General features: G+C 61.3%; 26 protein-coding genes. 12 read left to right on the top strand and 14 right to left on the bottom strand.

Features of this window, described 5'->3' with window-relative positions:
• Window positions 1-5: 5 nt before the first annotated feature.
• The 3 genes from lapG to CAG47_RS03045 all read right to left on the bottom strand — a co-directional run bounded on the left by lapG (window position 6) and on the right by CAG47_RS03045 (window position 1,807).
• Window positions 6-713 (bottom strand): cysteine protease LapG, encoded by a 708-nt coding sequence (lapG, locus tag CAG47_RS03055; RefSeq protein WP_085723424.1) that lies wholly within the window; start codon window positions 711-713, stop codon window positions 6-8.
• A 100-nt stretch (window positions 714-813) separates the two neighbouring features.
• The gene (locus tag CAG47_RS03050; RefSeq protein ID WP_085723423.1) at window positions 814-1,209 is read right to left on the bottom strand and encodes a YbaN family protein; all 396 of its coding nucleotides are present in this window, start codon (window positions 1,207-1,209) and stop codon (window positions 814-816) included.
• A gap of 10 nt (window positions 1,210-1,219) precedes the next feature.
• Window positions 1,220-1,807: a YecA family protein gene (locus CAG47_RS03045; RefSeq protein WP_046816855.1), complete on the bottom strand. Its 588-nt coding sequence runs from the start codon at window positions 1,805-1,807 to the stop codon at window positions 1,220-1,222.
• A gap of 283 nt (window positions 1,808-2,090) precedes the next feature.
• Here CAG47_RS03045 and recQ point away from each other — a divergent pair, with 283 nt between their 5' ends.
• The 4 genes from recQ to CAG47_RS03025 all read left to right on the top strand — a co-directional run bounded on the left by recQ (window position 2,091) and on the right by CAG47_RS03025 (window position 6,450).
• The gene (gene recQ, locus CAG47_RS03040; RefSeq protein ID WP_085723422.1) at window positions 2,091-4,217 is read left to right on the top strand and encodes a DNA helicase RecQ; all 2,127 of its coding nucleotides are present in this window, start codon (window positions 2,091-2,093) and stop codon (window positions 4,215-4,217) included.
• Window positions 4,218-4,331: 114 nt separating this feature from the next.
• On the top strand, window positions 4,332-4,766 hold the full coding sequence (locus tag CAG47_RS03035; RefSeq protein ID WP_085723421.1) for a MarR family transcriptional regulator: 435 nt from the start codon (window positions 4,332-4,334) through the stop codon (window positions 4,764-4,766).
• Between the two features lie 127 nt (window positions 4,767-4,893).
• Window positions 4,894-6,129, top strand: a complete 1,236-nt coding sequence (locus CAG47_RS03030; RefSeq protein ID WP_085723420.1) for a hypothetical protein — start codon at window positions 4,894-4,896, stop codon at window positions 6,127-6,129.
• Window positions 6,130-6,162: 33 nt separating this feature from the next.
• Complete coding sequence (locus tag CAG47_RS03025) at window positions 6,163-6,450, top strand: SelT/SelW/SelH family protein (protein WP_085723419.1); 288 nt, start codon at window positions 6,163-6,165, stop codon at window positions 6,448-6,450.
• Here CAG47_RS03025 and CAG47_RS03020 read toward each other — a convergent pair.
• A complete protein-coding gene (locus CAG47_RS03020) occupies window positions 6,444-7,337 on the bottom strand; it encodes a DMT family transporter (RefSeq protein WP_085723418.1) in 894 nt (297 codons plus the stop codon). The two genes, CAG47_RS03025 and CAG47_RS03020, sit on opposite strands and share 7 nt — an antisense overlap.
• Window positions 7,338-7,408: 71 nt before the next feature.
• Window positions 7,409-8,173, bottom strand: coding sequence for an AraC family transcriptional regulator (locus CAG47_RS03015; protein WP_085723417.1), 765 nt, complete (start codon window positions 8,171-8,173; stop codon window positions 7,409-7,411).
• 134 nt (window positions 8,174-8,307) lie between these two features.
• Between CAG47_RS03015 and CAG47_RS03010 the strand changes: the two genes are divergently transcribed.
• Entirely contained in the window at window positions 8,308-9,123 is an 816-nt protein-coding gene (locus tag CAG47_RS03010) for a UDP-2,3-diacylglucosamine diphosphatase (RefSeq protein ID WP_085723416.1), read from the top strand.
• Window positions 9,124-9,262: 139 nt separating this feature from the next.
• Here the strand turns inward: CAG47_RS03010 and CAG47_RS03005 are convergent, their stop codons facing one another.
• Both CAG47_RS03005 and CAG47_RS03000 read right to left on the bottom strand, forming a co-directional pair.
• The gene (locus tag CAG47_RS03005) at window positions 9,263-9,853 is read right to left on the bottom strand and encodes an HD domain-containing protein (protein ID WP_085723415.1); all 591 of its coding nucleotides are present in this window, start codon (window positions 9,851-9,853) and stop codon (window positions 9,263-9,265) included.
• A gap of 27 nt (window positions 9,854-9,880) precedes the next feature.
• Window positions 9,881-10,192, bottom strand: a complete 312-nt coding sequence (locus CAG47_RS03000) for a DUF962 domain-containing protein (RefSeq protein ID WP_085723414.1) — start codon at window positions 10,190-10,192, stop codon at window positions 9,881-9,883.
• A 160-nt stretch (window positions 10,193-10,352) separates the two neighbouring features.
• Here CAG47_RS03000 and CAG47_RS02995 point away from each other — a divergent pair, with 160 nt between their 5' ends.
• A complete protein-coding gene (locus CAG47_RS02995; protein ID WP_085723413.1) occupies window positions 10,353-11,414 on the top strand; it encodes an AraC family transcriptional regulator in 1,062 nt (353 codons plus the stop codon).
• Here CAG47_RS02995 and CAG47_RS02990 read toward each other — a convergent pair.
• Window positions 11,371-12,825, bottom strand: coding sequence for a TrkH family potassium uptake protein (locus tag CAG47_RS02990; RefSeq protein WP_085723412.1), 1,455 nt, complete (start codon window positions 12,823-12,825; stop codon window positions 11,371-11,373). The two genes, CAG47_RS02995 and CAG47_RS02990, sit on opposite strands and share 44 nt — an antisense overlap.
• 121 nt (window positions 12,826-12,946) lie before the next feature.
• Here CAG47_RS02990 and CAG47_RS02985 point away from each other — a divergent pair, with 121 nt between their 5' ends.
• Entirely contained in the window at window positions 12,947-13,513 is a 567-nt protein-coding gene (locus CAG47_RS02985; protein WP_085723411.1) for an NAD(P)H nitroreductase, read from the top strand.
• A 105-nt stretch (window positions 13,514-13,618) separates the two neighbouring features.
• On the opposite strand, the gene CAG47_RS02980 is transcribed toward CAG47_RS02985, so the two are convergent.
• The 6 genes from CAG47_RS02980 to CAG47_RS02955 all read right to left on the bottom strand — a co-directional run bounded on the left by CAG47_RS02980 (window position 13,619) and on the right by CAG47_RS02955 (window position 17,880).
• On the bottom strand, window positions 13,619-14,962 hold the full coding sequence (locus CAG47_RS02980) for a HAMP domain-containing sensor histidine kinase (protein ID WP_085723410.1): 1,344 nt from the start codon (window positions 14,960-14,962) through the stop codon (window positions 13,619-13,621).
• Window positions 14,963-15,197: 235 nt separating this feature from the next.
• A complete protein-coding gene (locus CAG47_RS02975; RefSeq protein WP_085723409.1) occupies window positions 15,198-15,647 on the bottom strand; it encodes a Spy/CpxP family protein refolding chaperone in 450 nt (149 codons plus the stop codon).
• A gap of 125 nt (window positions 15,648-15,772) precedes the next feature.
• Entirely contained in the window at window positions 15,773-16,450 is a 678-nt protein-coding gene (locus CAG47_RS02970) for a response regulator transcription factor (protein WP_085723408.1), read from the bottom strand.
• Window positions 16,451-16,457: 7 nt separating this feature from the next.
• Window positions 16,458-16,871, bottom strand: a complete 414-nt coding sequence (locus CAG47_RS02965; protein WP_085723407.1) for a translation initiation factor 2 — start codon at window positions 16,869-16,871, stop codon at window positions 16,458-16,460.
• A gap of 111 nt (window positions 16,872-16,982) precedes the next feature.
• Window positions 16,983-17,282 (bottom strand): YciI family protein, encoded by a 300-nt coding sequence (locus tag CAG47_RS02960; RefSeq protein WP_007984134.1) that lies wholly within the window; start codon window positions 17,280-17,282, stop codon window positions 16,983-16,985.
• A gap of 1 nt (window position 17,283) precedes the next feature.
• Window positions 17,284-17,880: a septation protein A gene (locus CAG47_RS02955; RefSeq protein WP_085723406.1), complete on the bottom strand. Its 597-nt coding sequence runs from the start codon at window positions 17,878-17,880 to the stop codon at window positions 17,284-17,286.
• 87 nt (window positions 17,881-17,967) lie between these two features.
• Between CAG47_RS02955 and CAG47_RS02950 the strand changes: the two genes are divergently transcribed.
• The 5 genes from CAG47_RS02950 (at window position 17,968) to rluB (ending at window position 22,798) form a co-directional block, all read left to right on the top strand.
• Complete coding sequence (locus CAG47_RS02950; protein ID WP_085723405.1) at window positions 17,968-18,831, top strand: PHP domain-containing protein; 864 nt, start codon at window positions 17,968-17,970, stop codon at window positions 18,829-18,831.
• Window positions 18,832-18,844: 13 nt separating this feature from the next.
• Window positions 18,845-19,474 carry an L-threonylcarbamoyladenylate synthase gene (locus CAG47_RS02945; protein ID WP_143515798.1) on the top strand — a complete coding sequence of 210 codons (630 nt, stop codon included), beginning with the start codon at window positions 18,845-18,847 and terminating at the stop codon, window positions 19,472-19,474.
• 60 nt (window positions 19,475-19,534) lie between these two features.
• Window positions 19,535-20,293, top strand: coding sequence for a ScpA family protein (locus CAG47_RS02940; RefSeq protein ID WP_177408910.1), 759 nt, complete (start codon window positions 19,535-19,537; stop codon window positions 20,291-20,293).
• 11 nt (window positions 20,294-20,304) lie between these two features.
• Complete coding sequence (scpB, locus tag CAG47_RS02935) at window positions 20,305-21,294, top strand: SMC-Scp complex subunit ScpB (RefSeq protein ID WP_085723402.1); 990 nt, start codon at window positions 20,305-20,307, stop codon at window positions 21,292-21,294.
• A 292-nt stretch (window positions 21,295-21,586) separates the two neighbouring features.
• Window positions 21,587-22,798, top strand: coding sequence for a 23S rRNA pseudouridine(2605) synthase RluB (rluB, locus tag CAG47_RS02930; RefSeq protein WP_085723401.1), 1,212 nt, complete (start codon window positions 21,587-21,589; stop codon window positions 22,796-22,798).
• Window positions 22,799-23,227: the final 429 nt, after the last annotated feature.

The raw sequence follows: 23,227 nt of genomic DNA, 5'->3' as shown, positions 1-23,227 counted from the left end.
GGCGGTTAGCCGTCGCCGATGTCGAAGCCTTCGGCCTGCATCTTTTTCAAAACGTCCTGCCAGCGCGAGAGCTTTTTCGAGTCGCTGCTGCGCTGGCCGCCGTTCTTGCCCGGCAGATACAGGCCTTCGGCGTTGAAGGCGTACACCGGCAGCAAGTCTTTGCGTTGGGACGCGGGGCGGATTTCGCTGATCAGGTTGTCCAGCACCAGTGGGTCAGCCGCAGGGCTGTTGTAGAACGTCAGCACCATGTGCGCCTGGTTCTGGTTCAGGGCCTTGACGTAGGTGATGCGCAGTTTTTCGCTGGGAATGCCGAGTCGGCGCAGGCTGAAATACTTCGCCAATGCATAGTCCTCGCAATCGGCGGCGCCCTTGATCAGGGCTTCGACGGGCGTGGCCCAGTAATCGGTCTGTTGCCAGATGCGAATGTCGTCCTGGAAATTCAACTGCTGATTGAAGAAGCGGTTCACCGTATTGAGCTGCTCACGCTCTGGCGCGCCGCGTGCAGCTTGCAGCATTTGACTCCACGCCTCGACCCGGACTCGTGCCGGTCCCGGCGGGCCGTAGCGCTGTTCGACGGTTTGCAGGATCTGCGCAAAGTCCCAGTCGGCCCGGACCCCGTTGAATACGGCCAGGAGCAAACCAGCCAGCAGCAACCATCCGCCGAGCCGAAGTCGGAGCGCTGGCCATCCTGGACTACGCAGACTGCGGGCCATGTCTGGCTGCTCGAGTGTAGGTGTGTGAAGTTTAGGTGGAGTTTTTGCCGGGGAAGGGCAGGTCGTCGGACGAGACTGAACGCCTGTGGCGAGGGTGAAATCAGGGTTTGCGCAGGGTTTTTTGCCTGAGGATGTAGATCGTCACCAGCACGGCACTGGTCAGCATGAACCCCCGAGCCCAGGGCCGCGGCACCAGATAGCAGGAGAACAGGATGCTCGCCCACATCAGGCCGATGGCGTAGACCTTGCCCTTGAGTGGAATGCCATTGCCATCCAGGTAGTCACGAATCCACGGACCGAGCCGAGGATGCTCGACCAGCCATTGATAGAAGCGCGGCGAGCTGCGGGCGAAGCAGGCGGCCGCCAGCAGCAGGAAAGGGGTGGTAGGCAGTACCGGCAGGAAAATCCCGATCACCCCCAGCACTACGCTCAGCCAGCCGATGGCCAGCAGCACGTAGCGCAACATCAGGGGGCGGTTGCCTATGGGGTTGTCCATAGGCCGGACTTTAGTGGTGGCGTGGCTTGAGAATCGCCGGTTTTTCGTCTGGCGCGTTGCACAGCAGGTACAGCGCGGTCAGGGCTTCCGGGATCTGCACGATCATGTCGTCCATCAGGTTGGCATCGGCGGCAATGTCGGAGAACTCCGGCTGCTCGTCGAACAGACCCGAACCGACCATGATCGGCAGCAGCATTTCGCTGACTTCGTCTTCGGCGGTTTCGAACCAGGCTTCTTCGCGCAGGAACACGCCTTCCATGAAGCCGATGCACCAGCCGCGCAGCTCGGAGTCGTCCGGGTCGTCGCCCAGGTCGAGGTCGCACGGCAGCTCGAACTCCTCGTCGGAGGCCAGTTGGCGGGCGATGTGGGCCTTGAGGCCGATCAGCGTGGCTTCGATCTCTTCGCGCTGGGCTTCGCCACTGTAATGCGGCTCTTCGGCGAACAATGCGTCGATCCACTCACGATCAGGAACGGTTTCGGAACAGATCGACAGCGCAGTGAGGTAGCCGTGGGCGGCCACGTAGTCCAGCGCCTCGTCATGCAGTTCATCGGCGTCGAGGAAGACTTGCAGGCGGGTTAGTTGCTCAGCGAAGGACATTAAGGACTACCTTGGGGAATGTTCGATGCGGGAATTCTAGGCCTTCTTGAGCGCTTGGGCCAGCCGCACGGCATTTTTGCCCCACAGGTTGGTTCGTGTGTGTCTTATCAGCGGTGCCCTTTGCCGGGCAGGGCTCGGGTATACTCGCGCGTTTTGTGATGCCCTGCTGGCGTCACGGCTGAAATGTGAAGCGTCATGTAATGCGCACTTACGATTTGTCGGTGCAGCGTCGCGGGTTCTGAACCAGCCTTGCAGGGATGTTTCGGTGATTTTTGGAGTTTCTATGCTCGAACAGGCTCAACGCGTCCTCAAGGACATCTTCGGCTACGACAGTTTTCGTGGCCGTCAGGGTGCAATCATTGAGCGCGTGGCCAGCGGCGGCGATGCCCTGGTCCTGATGCCTACCGGCGGCGGCAAATCCCTGTGCTTCCAGGTCCCGGCGCTGTTGCGCGAAGGGCTGGCCGTAGTGGTTTCGCCGCTGATCGCACTGATGGACGATCAGGTCGCCACGCTCGAAGAGCTGGGCGTAGCGGCCGCGTCATTGAACTCCACCCTCAGCGCCGAGCAGCAGCGAGACCTCGCCGCCCGCATTCGCCGCGGTGAAGTGAAAATGCTTTATCTGGCGCCGGAACGTCTGGTCCAGCCGCGCATGCTGTCATTTCTGCAAGGGCTGAACATCGCCCTGTTCGCCATCGACGAAGCACACTGCGTATCGCAATGGGGTCACGACTTCCGTCCGGAATACCTGCAATTGGGTCAATTGGCGGAAATGTTTCCCGACGTGCCGCGCATTGCGCTGACCGCCACGGCCGACAAGCGTACCCGGGAAGAAATCGTCACCCGGTTGCACCTGCAAAACGCCGAGCGCTTCCTGTCGAGCTTCGACCGGCCGAACATCTTTTATCGCATCGTGCCCAAGGAACAGCCGCGCAAGCAGTTGCTGGCGTTCCTCGCCGAGCGCCGCAGCGATGCGGGCATCGTGTATTGCCTGTCGCGCAAGAAGGTCGAGGAAGTCGCCGCGTTTCTCAGCGAGCAGGGTTTCCCGGCGCTGCCATACCACGCGGGCCTGCCCAACGATCTGCGCGCCTACCATCAGAAACGCTTCCTCAATGAGGAAGGCCTGATCATGGTCGCCACCGTGGCCTTTGGCATGGGCATCGACAAACCCAACGTGCGTTTTGTCGCGCACCTCGATCTTCCGAAATCCCTTGAAGCCTATTACCAGGAGACCGGCCGTGGCGGCCGAGACGGCCTGCCCGCGGATGCCTGGATGGCCTACGGCCTGCAAGACGTGGTGATGCTCAAGCAGATGCTGCAGAACTCCGAAGGCGACGAGCGACACAAGCGCCTGGAGCAGCACAAGCTAGACGCCATGCTCTCGCTCTGCGAAGAAACCCGCTGCCGTCGGCAAACGCTGCTGGCCTACTTCGACGAAGACCTGCCCGAGCCTTGCGGTCATTGCGACAACTGTGTCGACGGCGTGCAGACCTGGGACGCCACCGAGCCTGCGCGTCAGGCGCTGTCGGCGATCTACCGTACCGGTCAGCGCTACGGTGTCGGGCACCTGGTGGATGTATTGCTCGGCAAGGACAACGAAAAGGTCCGCAATTTTGGCCACCAGCATCTGTCGGTGTTTGGTGTCGGCAAGGCAATGGCCGAGGGCGAATGGCGCTCGTTGTTCCGCCAACTGGTGGCCCGTGGCCTGGCCGATATCGACCTCGAGGGCTATGGCGGTTTGCGCCTGAGCGACAGCTGCCGGCCGCTGCTCAAGGGGGAAGTGACCCTGGAGCTTCGTCGCGACCTCAAGACGCAATCCGTGGCGAAAAGCAGCAAGAGCCAGGCAAGCCAGCTGGTTCGTGGCGAGGAGCGGGAACAGTGGGAAGCCTTGCGCGCCCTGCGGCGCAAGCTTGCCGAAGAACATGGCGTGCCGCCGTACGTCATTTTCCCCGACTCGACCTTGTTGGAAATGCTGCGCAGCCAACCCACTTCGTTGGCGCAAATGGCCAGGGTCAGCGGCGTCGGTGCGCGCAAGCTGGAGCGTTATGGCGAGGCCTTCCTCGAAGTGCTCGGCGGTCAGGTCGAGGCACCGAAGGCGGTGGCCGACGTACGTCATGAGCTGATCACCCTGGCACGGGCCGGCATGACGCCGGTACAGATCGCCGGCCAATTGCAGTGCTCGGAAAAGAACGTCTACACCATGCTGGCCGAAGCGATCGGCAAGCAGCAGTTGTCGTTGGAGCAGGCGCTGGATCTGCCAGAAGACCTGATGGGCGAAGTGCAAGACGCCTTCCTCGATGGCGAAGGCGAATTGCCGCCGGTGTCCGAAGTCGCCGCGCTGTTCGTGGGGCGGGTACCGGAAGGGGTTTTGTACTGCGTTCGCGCTGCCTTGCAGTCGGAATTCGAGATTTGAGACATCTGTAGTGCTGATGTAACGATTCACTACAGAACAAGCCTTGCCTCAAGTCGAGGCTCATGCTTAGCTGACTAATAATTAGTTTTATTTCAGTCTAACCATGAGTGTTTTATGCCGTTAACCGAACAACACCGCTTTGGCATGCAATTGGCCCAGATGTCCCGTGGCTGGCGCGCCGAACTGGACCGCCGGCTGGCGGGTATGGGCTTGTCCCAGGCACGCTGGCTGGTGCTTCTGCACCTTGCGCGTTTCGAAGAAGCCCCAACCCAGCGTGAGCTGGCACAAAGTGTCGGCGTTGAAGGCCCGACCCTTGCCCGTTTACTCGACAGTCTGGAAAGCCAGGGCCTGGTGCAACGCCAGGCAGTACTGGAAGACCGTCGGGCAAAGAAAATCGTGCTCTGCGCCCCGGCACTTCCTCTGATCGAACAAATTGAAACCATTGCCACGCAACTGCGCCACGAACTGTTCGAAGGCGTCGATGAGGCGGACTTGAAGGTGTGCATGCGGGTTCATGGACACATCCTGGGTAATCTTGAAAGATCCTGAGGCATAACCGAACGCCAGGTTTTTGAGATAGCTCATTGGGCAGACTATAAGAACTACTCGGCAATATCGTGTTCGTAACGGATGTACGAACGCGTACGGGTAGTTTTTGTAGATCTCAAGGATGCTCATGCTCAAGTGTTGGCGATCGATTTTGCGCAGTTGTTCTCAGTGGTTGCTGGCCGGGGCCGCGGTCACTTACTCGGCATGGGCGCCTGCGCTGGGCCTGGGTGAAATCACCCTGTATTCGGCGTTGAATCAACCGCTGCGTGCCGAAATCGCACTGGTGGATGCGGCTGGCCTGGAGGAGAACGAGCTGTCGGTGAGCCTGGCAACGGCAGACGAGTTCAGCCGTGCCGGGGTCGACCGGGTATTGTTCCTCGACAACCTGACGTTCACTCCGGTCCTGCGCGGTAATCGCAGCTTGATCCAGGTGACGTCCGGCAAGCCGGTCAGTGAACCCTTCCTGAATTTTCTTGTGCAGCTCGATCAGCCCAACGGTCGGTTACTACGCGAGTACACGGTACTGATCGATCCGCCGGGCTCGCCAGGTGTTGTTCCTGCCGCCGATGAAGCGGTTTTTGGTACTCCGACGTCCGCATTCCCCCGTGTTCAACCAGCTGTAATGCCGTCACCCGTGGCAAAGTCGACGCCAGCAGCCGCAGTCCCCGAAGTGGATCCTGCCGTGGAACAACTGGCCACCAGCGCCCTGCAAAACCACTCGTTGCAAATCTCGGTCGATGAGCTCAACGCGAAGCTTCAAGACCGGGACCAGTTGATCGCCGGCCAGAAAAAGCAGTTGGCCGAGCTGCAAACCCAACTGGCGGAACTTGAGAAAGTAAAGGCGCAACCCATTGTTTCTGACGCAGTGGCATCAGTCCCGGCTATTGCCGAGAAACCCGGGACTGGATGGCTGTCGATGGCCAGCGTGTCAGCAGCGATGGCATTGCTGGTGCTTGGCTGGTTTGTTCGCCGTCGGCGCCAGCAGCATGAGGCCCTTGCGCCATATGAGCCGTTGCCCGAAGTCTTTGCCGAGCCATCGGTATGGCCGCCCGTCATGCAATCTTTCACTGCACAGCGTGACATGGGGCCTGCCAACGAGGAGCTTGAGCTGGTCGATTGCAGTCGTCCCATCCCGGTCGCCGCGGCCGTGGCAGTGGTCCCGGGTACGGCGATATCTGGCGAAACCGTGCCTGACGATGGGTACCGACTCAACCTGGATGAATTGTCCATGGCGTCGAGCTGGGACGTGCTCAGCCCAGACGAGAACAAGCCACTGGCTGTCCCGAGCATGATCGAGCCTGCATTCATGCTGGAGGAACAACCCGATCCCGCGACTCGGACGACACCGGCCGGGCTATCATAGCGGCATCGTCAATCTCTGGAATCAGGTCCCGTCATGAACGCAAGCAAACCCGAAATCGTCATCACCTACTGCACGCAATGCCAATGGCTGTTGCGTGCAGCCTGGCTGGCCCAGGAGCTGCTCAGCACCTTTGGTGATGACCTGGGCAAAGTTTCCCTGGTGCCGGGCACCGGCGGGGTCTTTCACGTTTTCTGTGACGCCGTGCAGATCTGGGAGCGCAAGGCGGATGGCGGTTTTCCCGAGGCCAAAGTGCTCAAGCAGCGGGTCCGCGACCAGATCGACCCGGACCGCGACCTGGGACACAACGACCGCACTCAGTGAGACGCAGCCTCGGCGGCAACGGCGTTCTTGCTGGAGCCACTTGAGAGCCTGCTGGACACCACAATCGCCACGATGATCAGCGCGCCCCCCAGCAACATGCGCAGGGTCGGGTTTTCATTGAACAACAGCCACGCAACGGTAATGCCGTAGACCGGCTCCAGGGCGAACACCACGGCGGCGGTGCGTGCCTTGATCACCGCGAGGCTGGCGACGAACAGGCTGTGGGCGACACCGGTGCAGAACACACCGAGCAGGCCGATCCACAGCCAGTCGATGCTGCGTACTTCGCTCAATTGCGGCGCCGCGACCGGCAGCAGGCACAGGGCAACCACCACGTTCTGGCACAACGCTGCCTGCACGGGCGGGACTCGCCCGGAGCTGGCTCGGTTGGTCAGCGACAGCAGGGCGAACAGCAATCCGGAACCCACGGCCCACAGCAGGCCGGTGGTGGCGCCGCTGGCCAGATCAAAGTCAGGCGTGACCAGCACCAGCCCGACACTCACCAGCAGTACCAGCACAATTTCGTTGGCGCGAATGCGCTCGCGGAAGATCAGCCCTTCAAGGATCACGGTAAATGCCGGGAAGCTGGCGAAGCCGAGCGTCGCAATCGCCACGCCTGCGACTTTCACCGCAATGAAGAAGCTTACCCAGTGCCCGGCCAGCAACAAGCCGCTGAGCAGCAGTCGACGCCAGTCCACGGCTGCGAGTTTCTGCCAGCGCATCTGCCTGGCGAAGCGTGCAAAAAACGCCAGCGCGAGCACGGCGAAAGCGGCGCGGCCGAAAACGATGATCGCCGGTGGCGCGGCCGCCAGTTTGCCGAACACGCCGGTCAGGCCGAACATCAATGCGCCGACATGCAGGGCGCCAAGGGCAGTACGGGGAGTCATTGCAGTCCTTAACGACATTCGAACGGAGGCATCATTGAAGCGCGTAATCGCCCGGCAAGTCTGTCGGCAAACTAGCGTTTTTTGTCGCCAGTCTCGCGCCGCAGTTTTCCGGGCGATGCCCCGAACTCGCGCAGCACCGCCGCCGCGAAGGCACTCTGGGAGCTGTAGCCGACACGGCTGGCAATCTCGCCGATGGGCAGCGCGGAGTTGCGCAGCAGGCGCACCGCGATGTGCAGGCGTCGGCTGCGAATGTAGTCCATCGGCGTCTGCCCGCATTCGGCCACGAACCGTGCATGCAAACGGGCACTGGAGAGACCGGCCACCCGGGCCAGGTCGGCCACCTGCAGCGGATATGCCGCGTACTGATCGATGTGTGCGTTCAGCGCGGCGTAGGGCAGGCGACGACCGCCGACGGCGTCGGGGCTGGCGTTGTTGAGGCTGGCCAGCAACAGTACCGCACCTTGTTGCGCAATCAGCGGATCATCGACCGGACTGTTCGCCAGCCAACTGACCAGTTGGCTTTGCCCGGCATCCAGTGACAGACGGCCGGCGTTGTCGAGCAAACGCCTGCTGGACTCGGCGTGATCGCCCAGCGACTGGGCAACCCATTGTTCGCCGGGCACATCCAGCACCAGGCAGCGGCTGCCATTGGGGCTGCCACATGCATGATGAGCGCCCGACGGTATCACCACGAAACTCTGCTGGACCACCTGGCTGCCACGGCCGTCAACCTCGAAATCCAGGGCGCCCGAGAGCCCGAACACCAGTTGTGCGTGGTCGTGGCTATGGACGATCAGGTCGTGGCTGTATTGGCGAAGCGTGAGGATCGGTCTCATCGCGGGTCTCCCGGTTCAGGGCGCCAGTCTACACCGAGCGGGCCTGTCAGCGCTGTCACAGGACTGACTCGTCGCTGTCATGGACCATTCACCGGGCCGGAGCAGACTTGGCAAAACTTGCCAGAGGGTTGCCCATGACCAGCGCCGAGCTCGCCAAACCCACCCGTAAGCAACGCGTACGGACTTTATGGATTTCCGACGTGCATTTGGGCACCCGGGATTGCCAGGCTGAACACCTGTCGCAGTTCCTCAAGGGCTATCACGCCGACAGAATCTACCTGGTCGGCGACATCATCGACGGCTGGAAACTGCGCGGTGGCATGTACTGGCCGCAAGCGCACACCAATGTCATCCGTCGCCTGTTGACCATGAGCAAGCGTGGCACCGAGGTTATCTACGTCACCGGTAACCACGACGAATTCCTGCGCCGCTATTCGAAGCTGATTCTGGGCAACATCCAGTTGGTGGACGAAGCCGTGCACGTCACCGCCGACGGCCGGCATCTGCTGGTGATCCATGGCGACCAGTTCGATGTGATCACCCGTTACCATCGCTGGCTGGCTTTTCTCGGTGACTCGGCCTACGAACTCACCCTGACCCTCAACCGCTGGCTCAATCATTGGCGCGCGCGATATGGCTACGGCTACTGGTCGCTGTCGGCCTACCTCAAACACAAGGTGAAAACCGCGGTCAGCTTCATCAGCGACTTCGAAGAAGCCATCGCCCATGAATGCGTCAAGCGTGAGCTGCATGGCGTGGTGTGCGGGCACATTCACCATGCCGAGATTCGCAAGGTCGGCGAGGTGGACTACCTCAATTGCGGCGACTGGGTGGAGTCGTGCACGGCGCTGATCGAGCACTGGGATGGTTCGATCGAGCTGTATCGTCTGGCGGATGCCCAGGCGCGGGAAGCGCAGTTGAAGGCGGCCGGGGTGGCCGAGCTGGCCTGAAAATCAGTGTGCCTGTGCTGGCCTCATCGCGAGCATGCTCGCTCCTACAGTATTTGTAGTGAACACATTGTCCGTGGAGCCGCAAAACCTGTAGGAGCGAGCCTGCTCGCGATGGACCGCGCAGCGGTCCCGACATGACTCATACCGGCGCGTGCTCTTGCATCGCCGCCTTGTAGATCGAGTTCCTGGGCTGCGCAAACAAGCGCTCCATCATCGGCTCGAAAAAGCTCAACGGTAGCGTGTCGTACGCCGGATCAAACGCCGCCGCATCGTACCTGGCACAGAACTCGACGGTTGCCTGGTACTGCGGATGATCCTGGAATTGCTCACGCAGATGGCGATCCATGCCCAGGTGATGGAAGAAGTAGTAGCCTTGGAAAACCCCGTGCTTTTCCACCATCCACAGGTTCTCGGCGCTGACGAATGGCTTGAGGATCGCTGCCGCGATGTCCGGATGGTTGTAGGAGCCCAGCGTGTCGCCGATATCGTGGAGCAGGGCGCAGACCACGTACTCTTCGTCGCGACCATCGCGCCAGGCGCGGGTGGCTGTTTGCAGAGAGTGGGTCAGGCGATCCACCGGGAAACCGCCAAAATCACCCTCCAGTAACTTCAGGTGCGCCAATATCCGTGCAGGCAATTGTCTGGCGTAGGCACTGAAGTCCGCGGCGATGATCGCCCAGTCTTCCCGAGTACCGTCCTGCATATGGGTGAAGCGGGCATTGGCCTTCATGGGCAACTCTCTTGTGACGGATGTCGGCTAGAACGGAACTCGCCCCAGGATCATGTCCCGGTACATGACAAAATCGCCGAGCAGGCTATAGAAGGGGTGTTGGAAGGTTGCCGGGCGGTTCTTCTCGAAGAAGAAATGCCCGACCCACGCAAAGCTGTAACCCGCCAAAGGCAGGGCCCACAGCAGAGCCCAGGCGCCGCGACCGATGGTCAGCGTCAGTATCAAGATAACCAGCGTCGTGCCGATAAAATGTAGTCGGCGGCAGGCACTGTTGCTGTGTTCGCTGAGGTAGTAAGGGTAGAACTCAGCGAAACTGTTGAATCGTTTGACGTTTTCCACGACTGCGATCTCTGTGGTTATTGTTCTGACTGCAAGTTGTTCTGCGGGTAGCTTATTTGAGTCTAGAGTGATCAATGGCATGAGCCACTGACAATAGGCGCCACTTTAGTATCCTTCAGTCAATAGCCGTCACATGCGGCTCACCATGTAAGAAAACGCCATGAGCGAACGAACGACTTCTGCAAGCTGGGCGATGGGGATTGTCAAAGCGCTGGAGATGGACGGCCTGGATTGCCGGGTTCTGTTCAAGCAGCTGGGGCTCGACTACGCGGCACTGGATGATCCGGATGCACGCTTCCCGCAAGATTCCATGACACGGCTGTGGCAACGCGCGGTCGAGCTGTCGGGCAATCCGGCCATCGGCCTGAATATGGGCAAGGTGGTGCGACCGGCGCAGTTTCATGTGACCGGTTACGCCCTGATGTCCAGTCAGACCCTGGCCGAAGGGTTCCAGCGCCTGGTGCGTTATCAGCGAATCATTGCCGAAAGTGCCGACCTGAGTTTCCAACTGCTGGATGAAGGCTACGCACTGATTCTGACGGTGCATGGCGACCATCTTCCGCCAACCCGGCAAAGCGCCGAAGCCTCGATGGCCTGCGCCCTGGCGCTGTGTGGCTGGTTGACCGGGCGTACGTTGCAACCACGCAAAGTGCTGGTGCAAGGCTCCGAGCCGGCCAATCTGGAACCCTATAAACAAGCTTTCCATGCACCGCTGGTATTCAACGCGCCTTACGATGCGCTGATTTTCGAGCGCGCGGACATGGAAGCGCCGTTACCGACGGCCAACGAAGCCATGGCGTTGCTGCATGACCGCTTTGCCGGCGAGTATCTGGCGCGTTTTTCCGAAAGCCGCGTGACCCACAAGGCGCGGCAGGTGTTGTGCCGCCTGTTGCCCCAGGGCGAGCCCAAGCGCGACACCGTGGCGCAGACGCTGCATCTGTCCCAGCGCACCTTGCAACGGCGCTTGCAGGAAGAGGGCACGAGCTTTCAGGTGCTGTTGGACGATACCCGGCGCGAACTGGCCGAGCAGTATCTGGCGCAACCGAGCATGACCTTGCTGGAAATTGCCTACCTGCTGGGGTTCGCCGATCCGAGCAACTTCTTCCGTGCTTTCCGGCGCTGGTTCGATGCCACACCCGGCGAGTACCGGATGCGGCTGATGCAAGCACCTGAAGCGGTCAATGACGCCAAAATGCCGGAATGCACAGCACAAACACAGTGATGATTTCCAGTCGGCCCAGCAGCATGCCGAACGACAGAATCCACTTGGCGGCGTCCGGCAGGGTGGCGAAGTTGCCCGCCGGGCCGATGGTTTCGCCCAGCCCCGGGCCGACACCGGACACGGTACTGGCCGCGCCGGTGAGGGCGGTCATCCAGTCTACGCCGAGCAGCGACAGCAGCAGCGCAATCACACAGATGGTGATTGCAAAGAAAAACGAAAAGGTCAGGATCGAGCGCACGATTTCTTCGTCGAGACGGTGACCGTTGTACTTCTGCTTGATCACCGCGCGGGGGTGAATCAACTGGTTAAGGTTGGCCTTGAGCAGGATGTAGGCGACCTGGAAGCGGAAAATCTTGATGCCCCCCGCGGTCGAGCCGGAGCAACCGCCGACAAACCCCAGGTAGAAGAACAGCATCAGCGAGAAATTGCCCCACAGGCTGTAGTCCCCCAGTGCAAAACCGGTGGTGGTCACTACCGACGTCACGTTCAGCGCCACGTGCCGCAACGCCTCCAGCCAATGCAGCTGGGTCGTCCACCAATACCAGGTACCGAGCACCAGCCAGGTCACCAGCAGCATGCCGATCAGGCCTTGAACCTGTTCATCCTTGATCAGCGCCCGACGGTTACCACGCAACGTGGCGACATACAGGGTGAACGGCAGGGCACCGAGAATCATGATGACGATCGCGACCCAATGCACCGCCGGTTGCTGCCACTTGGCCAAGGACTGGTCGGAGGTGGAGAAGCCGCCCGTGGAAATCGCCGACATCGCGTGGTTGATGGCGTCGAACAGGCTCATCCCGGCCCACCAGAACGCCAGGCTGCCGACAATGGTAATGCCGACGTAGGTCGCCACGATCAGCCGCGCCACCATGTGCGAGCGGGGCATGACTTTTTCCGAGCGGTCAGACGATTCGGTCTGGAACAGCCGCATGCCACCGATGCGCAAGAGCGGCAGGATTGCCACCGCCATGCCGATGAAGCCGATGCCGCCGAGCCAGTGCAGCAGTGAGCGCCACATCAGGATGCCGGGGGACATGGTGTCCAGGCCGCTGAGCACGGTTGCGCCAGTGGCGGTGATGCCGGACATGCTTTCGAAGAATGAATCGGTGTAGCTGATGTGCTGGGTCAGCAGGAACGGCAGTGCGGCGAAGATGCACACCACCAGCCAGCTGCTGACAGTCAGCAGGTACATGTCCCGGGGGCGCAGGTGAATGTGTTCGGGGCGCCCCGGAATCACCAGCGCCAAACCGGCGACAAAGGTGATCATGCTGGCCCAGAGGAATGATGGCAGGTCGCTGGTACGCTCGAAAATGACCAGCGTGGCCATGGGGATGACCATGGAGATCGCCAGCGTGATCAGGAAGATGCCGATGATGAAACCAATGATCCGTAAGGTCGGCAACGCCATGAGGTCCGCTCGGCTGATAGTGGAAAGGTCGCCATTCTACCCGCGAGGCAGGGCATGTAAACCGGCACTGCCGCGGCAGTTACAGCTAGAATAGCCGCACAAATTTTTCAGGAGGTAGCCGATGCAGGCTCTCGACGCTTTGCTCAACCGTGTTTCCGTTCCACGACTGATTGATCCTGCACCCACTGCCGAGCAGCGCGAAGTGCTGTTTGGCGCCGCCATGCGTGCCCCGGATCACGGTCACTTGCAGCCTTGGCGTTTCCTGACGGTAGAAGGTGCGGCACGTGAGCAAATGGGCGAATTGCTGGCCGAAGCGGCGAAGCTTTCGGACAGCGAAGTCAGCGAAGCGGCCATCGACAAGGCGCGCAATGGTCCGCTGCGGGCACCGCTGGTGGTGGTGGTGATCGCTCGCGTGCAGGATCACGTCAAGTATCCCAAGTCCGAGCAACGGCTGGCGGCGGGCTGTGCGGCCCACGGGATTTTGCTCGCGGCCTATGCGCAGGGCATCGGGGCGGTGTGGCGTACCGGTGACCTGGCGTACTCGCCCCATGTGGCCAAGGGCTTGGGGCTGGCGGAGGGGGAAGAGGTGATTGCTTTCCTGTATCTGGGCACGCCGCAGAAAGAGCCGCGTGTGGCCGACAAAGTCGACCTGACCGAGTTTGTCAGCGCCTGGCCGGGAAAAGCCTGACACCGCAAAACCTGTGGGAGCGAGCCTGCTCGCGAAGAGGTCGACACATCCGGCATTGAAGTATCAGACCCACCGCTTTCGCGAGCAGGCTCGCTCCCACAAGGGTCAGGGTTGTACCACTGCTCCTGGTACGAGAGGCAATTCCAGGCTGGCAATAAACCCGCCCTCCGGGTGATTGGCCAGCATCAGGCTACCGCCATGTCGCTCCGCCGCTCGCCGGGCAATGGCCAGGCCCAGGCCGTGTCCGGCCGCTGTCTGCCCCGGTGCCCGATAAAACGGCTCACCGAGCTGACTCAAGTATTCGGCGCTGACTCCAGGTCCGTGATCGCGCACGGTCACGACGATCCGCTCACCCTGACGCAGCGCCTGCATTTCGATTGGCAGGCCACCCACCGGATTGAAACGCTGGGCATTGCGCAGCAAATTGTCGACGGCCCGTTCGATCATGGTCGGCCAGCCTTTCAGGTTCAGTTGCGGCTCGGCTTCGAGGTGCACGAGCTGCTCGGGGGAGCCGAGTTGCGCATCCTTCTGCAAGGTGATGAGCAAGGCATTCAGATCCACCTCTTCGGCACTGGCGTTATCGGAATCGACCCGCGCCAGCACCAGGATTTCGCTGATCAGCGCTTCCAGTCGGTCGCACTCGCGGGTCAGGCGCGGCCATAGTTGTTCCCGTTCCTGTGGCCCGGCCCGTTCGGCGAGCGCCAGCGCGATACGCAGGCGGGCGAGAGGCGAGCGCAGTTCGTGGGAGACGTCGCGCAGCAGTTGTCGCTGACTGCCAATCAGGCTTTGCAGGCGCGCGCCCATGCGGTTGAAGTCGTTGGCCAGCACGCCAAACTCGTCGCGACGGTTGGCCAGCTTGACCAGGCTGTTCTGTTGATAGGTGGTTTGGCCCAGGTCATGCACCGCGCCGCGCAGACGGCTGAGCGGGCGAGTGATGGAAAAGGTCACCAGCAGGCTGAACAGGGTCAGCACCACCAGGGCGATCCCCAGGGCACTCAGCGGCCAGAGCAGGCTCTCGCGGTGCCAGGCATCCAGTTCCGGGTGCGGAATGCGGTAGATGAACAGGAAGGTGTCGCCGGTTTTTTCACTGGTGAACTCATCCGTCAGACGCCGCCAGGGCAGGCGCCGGTCCTCGTTGGTCTGGCGGGCCTCAAAGGCCGCCGCACGTCTCGGGAAGGTACCGCGCACCACCGGGTCGCCACTCTCGTTGAACACCTGAACGTCGATGTGATACTGGCGTTTGCGTTGCTGGAGTATGTCCTGGGCGGCGTCTTCGCCCTGGCTTTCGTAGGTCTGTGTCCACTGTTCGGCCAGCGTGTTGAGGCCCGGGTGACGGCTGAGAATCCATGCGTCCTGGTTGAGCATGTGCCCGAGCAGGATGGAAAGCCCTGCAACCAGAGCGATGGCCAGCCAGAAGCTGGCCAGGATACGCCAGAACAATGAACGCACGGAAAATCCTCAAACGATCACAAATCCATGTGGGAGCGAGCTTGTGGCGAGGGGGGCTTGCCCCCGTTCGGCTGCGAAGCAGTCGTAAACCCGTCACATGCGGTTTAACGTTGAAATGCCGGGGCCGCTTCGCGACCCAACGGGGGCAAGCCCCCTCGCCACACAAGCTCTCCCACAGTGAGTAGGGTGGTGTCAGACCCAACGGTGCATGGCCGTTGGGTCCGGAGTTAGCGCATTATTGCGTTTTTTGCGGTTGCTGCGCTTTCCAGGCCTTGAATTCAGCCCACTCGGCGCGACGCTCAGCCTGTTTTTTCTGGATCTCGTCGAATTTCTTCTGTTGATCCGGTTTCAACACGGCACGCACGTCTGCTTCTGCTTTCTGACGCTTGGCGGTCATTTCGTCTTTCATCGCCTTCTGGTCGGCTGGCGAGAGTTTCTCCAGGTACTTCTCGACCAGTTGCTTACGCTCGTGCATCTGCTCGCCCATGATCTTGCGGATCTGCTCGCGCTGTTCGCGGCTCAGGTCCAGCTGACTGTAGGGGCCTTTACCGTGCATGCCGTGCATCTGACCGCCGTGGCGTGAACCGTCCATCGGGCCATCCATGGGACCGGTGCCTTCAGGCATGGCCATGGCAACGGTCGGCAGGGCAGCTGCGAACATCAGAGCGATAAGAGTCTTGCGCATGGTGTATCTCCTTGTCTCGTTCCCGGTACGTTCCGGATGAGTACAGGTTACGCAGATCAAGGTCAGCGGCGGTCAGCGGAGCGTAAAGCTTGGGTAAAGACGCTTTCCCGCCGACCTGACAAAGCCTACAGGCTGTAGTAGTAACCACGGCTGCGCAGGGCCACGATGCGCGGCCGGCCATCGGGGTGTGGGCCGATCTTCTTGCGCAGGTTGCTGACGTGCATGTCCAGGCTGCGGTCGTACAGGGTCAGCTTGCGGCCGAGGGCGATCTGCGCCAGTTCCTGTTTGTCGAGGGGCTCGCCGGGTTGCTTGAGCAGGGCTTCGAGCAGGCGGCTTTCGGAGACAGTGAGGGTGAATTCCTGTTCGTCGATGCTGACCACGCCGCGCACCGGGCTGAAACACAGGTCGCCCAGTTCCATCTGGCTGGACACCGCCGCAGGGTGGCTACGGCGCAGGACGGCGCGCAGGCGAGCCGTCAGTTCCCGAGGGTCGCAGGGTTTGGCCAGGTAGTCGTCGGCGCCGAGTTCCAGGCCGAGGATACGGTCCAGGGGCTCGCCCCGGGCGGAGAGCATCAGCACCGGCAAGTCCGGGTGATCACTGCGCAACTGTTTGAGCAATTCCAGGCCGCTGCCATCGGGCAACATCACATCCAGCACCACGGCCGCGGGGGCGGTTTCGGCCAGTGCTCGGCGGGCGCTCTGACCGTCGTGACAGGCACGTACCTGAAACCCTTCCTGACCCAGCCAACTGCTCAGGAGCTCACACAGCTCCTGGTCATCATCAATAAGTAACAGCTCGCTCATGACTCACTCAATTTAGCCATTGTCGACGTTTTCGACTTGCTCCACTGGCGAAGATACCGCAGAGCAGAGCCAATAGCGCTACCCCGGCGCCAATGACGAACCATTGTTGCTGGTCGGTCAGCAGGCGCGGCAGCGGACTGCTGGCCTGGGCTTCCTTGAGTTGCAGCTTCAAACGCTGGTTCTCCTGGCGCAGCCGGGCCAGCAGCGGACTTTCGCGTTCGCCATCGGCAGTTTGCAATTGTTTGCTCAGCTCTTCCCGTTGCCGTTCGCTTTCTTTCAAGCGTTGCTGCAGCTCGGTGATCTGGCTACCGGCGCTCAGGGACAGCGGCGTCGAGTTACCACTCTCGGCGTCGTCTTCACCGTGGGCGGGTGCCACGATCGACAACGTGACCAACATCAGACACAACGGACCCTTGCGCATCGCGACTCCTGATTCCAATACGAGTATTGGGCAAGTTGTCGGCCGGCAAACGAGAATAATGAGCGATTGAGAACGCGATGAACCGATATGGTTCACCGCACAGGGGGGGAATTACGGGAGGACTTGCTTGAACGGCTTGACCAGAACGTTGGCGTAGACGCCTGCGGCGATGTACGGGTCGGCGTCGGCCCAGGCCTGGGCGGCACTCAGGGAATCGAATTCGGCGACGATCAGGCTGCCGGTGAAACCCGCCGCGCCCGGATCATTGCTGTCGACCGCCGGGTGTGGGCCGGCCAGAACGATGCGACCCTCGCCCTTGAGCACTTGCAGGCGCTCGAGGTGTGCAGGCCGTGCGGCCAGGCGGGCTTCCAGGGAGTTGGCGACGTCTGTGGCAATGATTGCGTAAAGCATGTCAGTCCTCGGTTTTTGGCGTAGTGGTGTCGGCATCGTGCAGATGGCGGGACAGGTAGATGCCCTGGCCGACCAGGAACAGCAAAGTCATGCCCAGGCTGCCGAAGACCTTGAAGTCGACCCAGTAGCTCTGGAAAGTGAACGCGACAAACAGGTTGGCGGCGCCGCAAAACAGGAAGAAGGCGATCCAGGCGATGTTCAGGCGCGTCCAGACTGGCTCGGGCAAGCTCAACGCGTGGCCCATGATGCGTTTGATCAGCAGGCTGTCACCGACGAAGTGGCTGCCAATGAACGCCAGGGCGAACAGCCAGTTGACCACCGGGGCTTTCCATTTCAGGAACGTTTCGCTGTGGAAGGCCAGGGTCAGGCCGCCGAAGACCAGGCAGGCGATCAGGGTCAGCCACTGGCTCTTTTCCAGCTTGCGCTGTTTGATGAACAGCGTGCCGTAGACTACCAGGGAGCTGATGATCAGCATGGCGGTGGCGCTGTAGATACCGCCTACAGTTACCTCGTGGCCGGCAATGTCGACCACTCGGGGATCGAGTTTGAAGACGATGAAGAACAGCAGGAGCGGGATGAAATCGATGAATTGTTTCACAGTGGCAGCCAGAAGCAGGATGTGGCGGCATAATAACAAACATATGGGCGCGCGATAGCGCCAGCTGATTTGAGGTTACAAAGCCCCGTGAATGTTGATTTGCACTGCCATAGCACGGCCTCCGATGGCGCCCTGGCGCCTGCGGTTCTGGTGGCGCGGGCGTTCGAGAAAGGCGTGCGAGTCCTGGCCCTGACCGATCACGACACCCTTGAAGGCCTCGATGAGGCCCGCCAGGCGGCGACCGCGCTGGGGATGCAACTGGTCAACGGCGTCGAGTTGTCCTGCACCTGGGGCGGCGCGACCATTCATGTCCTGGGTTACGGTTTTGACGTAAATGCCGCGCCGTTGGTCGAGGCCATCGCCAAATTGCATGATGGCCGCTGGCTGCGCTCCGAGGAAATCAGCCGCAAACTGGCGCTCAAAGGCATGCCGGGGGCGCTGGAGGGTGCCCGGGAGATCCAGCACGAACTGGGCGACAGCGGTAACGCGCCAGCCCGCCCGCATTTCGCCGACTGGATGGTGCGCGAGGGGTTCGTCAAGGACCGCGCCGAGGCGTTCCGCAAATGGCTCGGCGCCGGCAAGCTGGGCGACGTCAAGCAGCACTGGCCGACCCTGGAGGAAACCGTCGAAACCCTGCGTGCGGCCAAGGCCTGGGTCAGTCTGGCGCATCCCTGGCACTACGAATTCACCCGAAGCAAGCGTCGTCGCCTGATTGCCGACTATATTCAAGCAGGGGGCCACGCCATCGAAGTGGTCAATGGTTACCAGCCTGCCGAGCAAGTGGGCAGCCTGGCCATTCTCGCCCGCGAGTTCGGTCTGCTGGTCAGTGCCGGCAGTGATTTTCATGGCCCTGGAGGCTGGTCGGAGATCGGTGAATACCGGCCGCTCCCGGAGGATCTGCCACCACTATGGTGTCGATTCAAACATGACCCAGTTATTGCCGCCGTCTGAACAGGTAGAGAATGTGAGTCAATTTTTCCAGATTCATCCGGAAAACCCGCAAGCGCGCCTGATCAAACAGGCGGTCGAGATCATCCGCAAGGGCGGGGTGGTGATTTATCCCACGGACTCTTCCTACGCCATTGGTTGCCAGATCGGCGACAGGGTGGCTGTCGAGCGCGTGAGACGTTTGCGCGGGCTGGATGAAAAGCACAACTTCGCGCTGATTTGCAGCGATCTGTCGCAACTGGGTCTGTTCGCCAAGATCGACACTGGACTGTTTCGTTTGCTCAAGGCCCATCTGCCGGGGCCCTATACGTTTATTCTCAATGCCACCCGCGAAGTGCCGCGGCTGTTGCTGCACCCGAAAAAACGCACCATCGGCCTGCGGGTGCCCAGCCATCCGATCGCCCTCGCGTTGCTCGAAGAACTGGGCGAGCCGTTGATGAGCGTGACCCTGATCATCCCGCCCGACACCGACCCGATGACCGACCCTTACGAAATGCGCCAGCTGCTCGAGCACCAGGTCGATCTGATCATCGATGGCGGCTTCGGCGGGATCAAGGCGTCTACCGTGATCAACCTCGCTGACGGCGAGCCGGAAGTCATTCGCGTTGGTTGCGGTGACCCTTCGCCGTTCATGGTCGAGGCCTAGATGTCCGCCGTAGAACCCGTCGACAGTCAGGCCGGAGCCCAGCAGGAACTGCCCTTCGCCATGGTCTATGGCCAGGCGGTCATGGAAATGCCGCTGGACCTGTACATCCCGCCCGATGCCCTCGAGGTCTTCCTCGAAGCCTTCGAAGGCCCCCTCGACCTGTTGCTGTACCTGATCCGCAAGCAGAACATCAACATCCTCGACATCCCCGTGGCGGAAATCACTCGCCAATACATGGGCTATGTCGAGTTGATGCAATCGGTGCGCCTGGAACTGGCCGCCGAGTACCTGGTGATGGCCGCGATGCTGGCCGAAATCAAGTCGCGGATGCTGCTGCCGCGGGCAGAAACCGTCGAAGACGAAGAGGAAGACCCGCGCGCCGAACTGATCCGCCGCTTGCAGGAATACGAGCGTTTCAAGGCGGCCGCCGAAGGTATCGATGGCTTGAGTCGCGTCGGTCGCGAGGTGGTGGTGCCCAAGCTCGAAGCCCCGGAGGCCCGGGCACGCAAGCTGTTGCCGGACGTGCGCCTGTCCGAGTTGCTGCTGTCGATGGCCGAGGTGTTGCGCCGTGACGACATGTTTGAAAGCCATCAGGTCAGCCGCGAGGCGCTGTCGACCCGCGAACGCATGAGCGATGTGCTGGAACGCCTCAAGGGCGGTGGCTTCGTGCCGTTTGTCGAGCTGTTCACCGCGGAAGAAGGGCGCCTGGGGGTGGTGGTGACCTTTATGGCGATCCTTGAATTGGTCAAGGAATCCCTGGTCGAGCTGGTGCAAAATGAGCCATTTGCCGCGATCCACGTGCGAGCCCGAGCCGAATAACGAGTCGAAACATGAACCTGACTGAACCCCGTGACCTGGCACCCTTGCTTGAAGCCTTTCTGTTGGCCTCGGGAAAGCCGCAATCCCTGGAAAGCCTGTTCGAACTGTTCGAGGAGGGCGAGCGCCCGGAACCGCCGGTCTTCAAGAAGGCCCTGACGATTCTGGCCAAGTCCTGCGATGGCCGTGCCTTTGAACTGAAGGAAGTGGCCTCGGGGTATCGCCTGCAAATTCGCGAGAAATTTGCACCCTGGGTCGGGCGCCTGTGGGAAGAGCGCCCGCAGCGCTATTCCCGCGCCATGCTGGAAACCATGGCCCTGATCGCTTACCGCCAGCCGATCACCCGTGGCGAAATCGAAGACGTGCGGGGTGTGGCGGTCAACAGCAACATCGTCAAGACGCTGATGGAGCGCGAGTGGATCCGCATCGTCGGCTACCGTGACGTGCCCGGCAAACCGGCGATGTTCGCCACCACCAAGGCGTTCCTCGATCACTTCAACCTGAAAAACCTCGATGACCTGCCGCCGTTGGCTGAACTGCGCGAGCTGGAACCGGACCCGGTGCTGGACTTCGACGATGCCCCGGTACCCGCAGGGCTGCAAGAGTTGGCCGACGCCAGCGCCGAGCCGGAAGAGCCGAAGGAAGAAACCAGTTTCCACACGCTGTTGCTGGAGCTGGACAGCATGGAGGAGGGGCTCAAGACCGACTTCGACGACTTGCTGCGTGATGGCGCATCGCCTGGGTTCGATCCGGAACAGCCGGTTATCGAGCCAGAGGTCGATGTGACACAGCCCGAGCCTGAGCCGGAAGTCGAATCCGAGCCTGAAATCGAGCCGGAGCAGGAAGACGACATCCTCGGCGTTGCCGAAGCCCGGGAAAAACTCCTGGCCGCCGTCGCCGCTCTCGAACAGCCTAAACCCGAGCCGGAGCTGTCGGACGAAGAGGCCGAAGCCCTGGCCCTGGCTGAAGCCATCGAAGCCGAGCGCCGCCAGTTCGAGGACTGATACGAATCCCGATCTTTGTGGGACCTCCTGTGGGAGCGAGCCTGCTCGCGAAGACGGAGTGTCAGCCAACATCCTTGCTGCCTGATCCACTGCATTCGCGAGCAGGCTCGCTCCCACAAGGTTTGGGTTCGCAAGCCAGCTGCGAGCCGCCGGCCAGCGGAAAAGCAAATAACCTCGTCTTGATCAGCTAGTCTCTGATGCGCAATCGCCCGCATACGCGTATGATTCGCGACCCTTCGGCGATCCCTTCGCCCAAGTACCCAGTTTTCAGACCACACCGGGAGGTGCCCAGATGAGTATCAAAGACCCGCAAGACGACCAGCCAATCGGCCCTGCAGGCGAAAAACTGCAGAAAGTCCTCGCCCGTATCGGCGTCGGCTCGCGCCGTGACGTGGAAGCCTGGATCAGCCACGGCCGCATCAAGGTCAACGGCAAAGACGCCACCCTTGGCCAGCGCGTCGACATGCACGACGCCATCACCATTGATGGCAAGGTGATCAAGCGCGAAGAGGCCGCCGAATCGGTCCGCCGCGTGATCATGTACAACAAGCCCGACGGCGAGATCTGCACCCGTGTCGACCCGGAAGGTCGTCCGACCGTGTTCGACAAGCTGCCACGTCCGAAAGAGGGGCGCTGGATCAACATCGGCCGCCTGGACATCAACACCACCGGTTTGCTGATGTTCACCACCGACGGTGAGCTGGCCAACCGCCTGATGCACCCGTCCTTCGAAATGGATCGCGAATACGCCGTGCGTGTGCGTGGTGAAGTCGATGACGAGATGATCGATCGCCTGAAGGCCGGCGTTGTGCTCGAAGACGGCCCGGCGCGTTTCACCGATATCCAGCAGGCTCCGGGTGGCGAAGGTTTCAACCATTGGTACCACTGTGTGGTGATGGAAGGTCGCAACCGCGAAGTTCGTCGCCTGTGGGAGTCCCAGGGGTTGGTGGTCAGCCGTCTGAAACGCGTGCGTTTCGGCCCGGTGTTCCTCAATTCCGACCTGCCGATGGGCCGTTGGCGCGAAATGAGCCAGTACGAAGTCGACATCCTCAGCGCCGAAGTCGGCCTGACACCGGTGGCGTTGCCGCAGTTGAACGCCAAGAGCAAAGACAAGCTCGAGCGGATGCAGCGTAAGTCGTCGCGTCCGATGGCCAGGACTGAACGCGTGCGTACCCTGCGTCCGGCGACTGACGCGCCTGCCGCGCCACGTGCCAGCCGCGAGCCGCATATCGAAGGCGAGCGTCCGGGGCGCAAGCCGGCTGCCCGCCAGGACGGTGAGCGCGGTCCACGCACGCCACGTCCTGCCAATGGCCGTACTGAGCGTGGTGAAGGTCGTGGTACGCCAGTGGCCGACCGTCCGGTCGACACCAAGCGTCCATCCAAGCCTGCACCGAAGCGTCCGGGGATCAAGCTGGTGGACGGTGACTCGCCATCGGGCAAGCGCCGTGGCGCGCCGGCCGGTTCCGGCCAGCGTCCAGGCTTCGGTCGTCGCAAGCCGGAATAATCGGCTGAGCGCTTCATGAGAAACGCCAACCTTCGGGTTGGCGTTTTTTTTGGGGCCCGGTTTTGTGTCTGTGTTGTTTATGAAGACGCCTTCGCGAGCAGGCTCGCTCCCACAAGGGATCGCATTTCTGTGAAGTAACCCGGTCTCCTGTGGGAGCGAGCCTGCTCGCGAAGGCGCCAGTCGCAGCAAAGAAATGTCCGAAGTGGAAAATCAAAATTACACACTGTAAAGAAAACCTGACGAAATCCGCCGATTATTCCAGTGGATTCGCCTGTCCCCGCAGGTCGTAAGAAAACGCTTACGCATCAGCGCCTTCCGTTCGACTTTCAGTCTTCCGGCCCGCTTGTTTCAACACTCCATGCAGGGTCAGATGCGCGCATGCCTGTCGTGCAGGTGCATAACAAAAAGGAGGCGCAATGAACGCCATAT

The organism is Pseudomonas sp. R37(2017) (assembly GCF_002113375.1).
Lineage (GTDB): Bacteria > Pseudomonadota > Gammaproteobacteria > Pseudomonadales > Pseudomonadaceae > Aquipseudomonas.
The sequence above is the reverse complement of the archived record's forward strand: the minus strand, read 5'-3'. Positions and strand labels throughout refer to the sequence as shown.

Bases quoted from the DNA above. Each gene is read 5' to 3' on its own strand.
- CAG47_RS02970 (WP_085723408.1), bottom strand. From the start codon at position 16,450: ATGAGCGAGCTGTTACTTATTGATGATGACCAGGAGCTGTGTGAGCTC.
- CAG47_RS03010 (WP_085723416.1), top strand. From the start codon at position 8,308: ATGACCAGCGCCGAGCTCGCCAAACCCACCCGTAAGCAACGCGTACGG.
- recQ (WP_085723422.1), top strand. From the start codon at position 2,091: ATGCTCGAACAGGCTCAACGCGTCCTCAAGGACATCTTCGGCTACGAC.
- CAG47_RS02940 (WP_177408910.1), top strand. From the start codon at position 19,535: ATGGTCTATGGCCAGGCGGTCATGGAAATGCCGCTGGACCTGTACATC.
- CAG47_RS02975 (WP_085723409.1), bottom strand. From the start codon at position 15,647: ATGCGCAAGACTCTTATCGCTCTGATGTTCGCAGCTGCCCTGCCGACC.
- CAG47_RS03020 (WP_085723418.1), bottom strand. From the start codon at position 7,337: ATGACTCCCCGTACTGCCCTTGGCGCCCTGCATGTCGGCGCATTGATG.
- CAG47_RS03005 (WP_085723415.1), bottom strand. From the start codon at position 9,853: ATGAAGGCCAATGCCCGCTTCACCCATATGCAGGACGGTACTCGGGAA.
- rluB (WP_085723401.1), top strand. From the start codon at position 21,587: ATGAGTATCAAAGACCCGCAAGACGACCAGCCAATCGGCCCTGCAGGC.
- CAG47_RS03015 (WP_085723417.1), bottom strand. From the start codon at position 8,173: ATGAGACCGATCCTCACGCTTCGCCAATACAGCCACGACCTGATCGTC.
- CAG47_RS03030 (WP_085723420.1), top strand. From the start codon at position 4,894: ATGCTCAAGTGTTGGCGATCGATTTTGCGCAGTTGTTCTCAGTGGTTG.
- CAG47_RS03035 (WP_085723421.1), top strand. From the start codon at position 4,332: ATGCCGTTAACCGAACAACACCGCTTTGGCATGCAATTGGCCCAGATG.
- CAG47_RS02960 (WP_007984134.1), bottom strand. From the start codon at position 17,282: ATGCTTTACGCAATCATTGCCACAGACGTCGCCAACTCCCTGGAAGCC.
- CAG47_RS02965 (WP_085723407.1), bottom strand. From the start codon at position 16,871: ATGCGCAAGGGTCCGTTGTGTCTGATGTTGGTCACGTTGTCGATCGTG.
- scpB (WP_085723402.1), top strand. From the start codon at position 20,305: ATGAACCTGACTGAACCCCGTGACCTGGCACCCTTGCTTGAAGCCTTT.
- CAG47_RS02995 (WP_085723413.1), top strand. From the start codon at position 10,353: ATGAGCGAACGAACGACTTCTGCAAGCTGGGCGATGGGGATTGTCAAA.
- lapG (WP_085723424.1), bottom strand. From the start codon at position 713: ATGGCCCGCAGTCTGCGTAGTCCAGGATGGCCAGCGCTCCGACTTCGG.
- CAG47_RS03050 (WP_085723423.1), bottom strand. From the start codon at position 1,209: ATGGACAACCCCATAGGCAACCGCCCCCTGATGTTGCGCTACGTGCTG.
- CAG47_RS03025 (WP_085723419.1), top strand. From the start codon at position 6,163: ATGAACGCAAGCAAACCCGAAATCGTCATCACCTACTGCACGCAATGC.
- CAG47_RS02985 (WP_085723411.1), top strand. From the start codon at position 12,947: ATGCAGGCTCTCGACGCTTTGCTCAACCGTGTTTCCGTTCCACGACTG.
- CAG47_RS02990 (WP_085723412.1), bottom strand. From the start codon at position 12,825: ATGGCGTTGCCGACCTTACGGATCATTGGTTTCATCATCGGCATCTTC.
- CAG47_RS03045 (WP_046816855.1), bottom strand. From the start codon at position 1,807: ATGTCCTTCGCTGAGCAACTAACCCGCCTGCAAGTCTTCCTCGACGCC.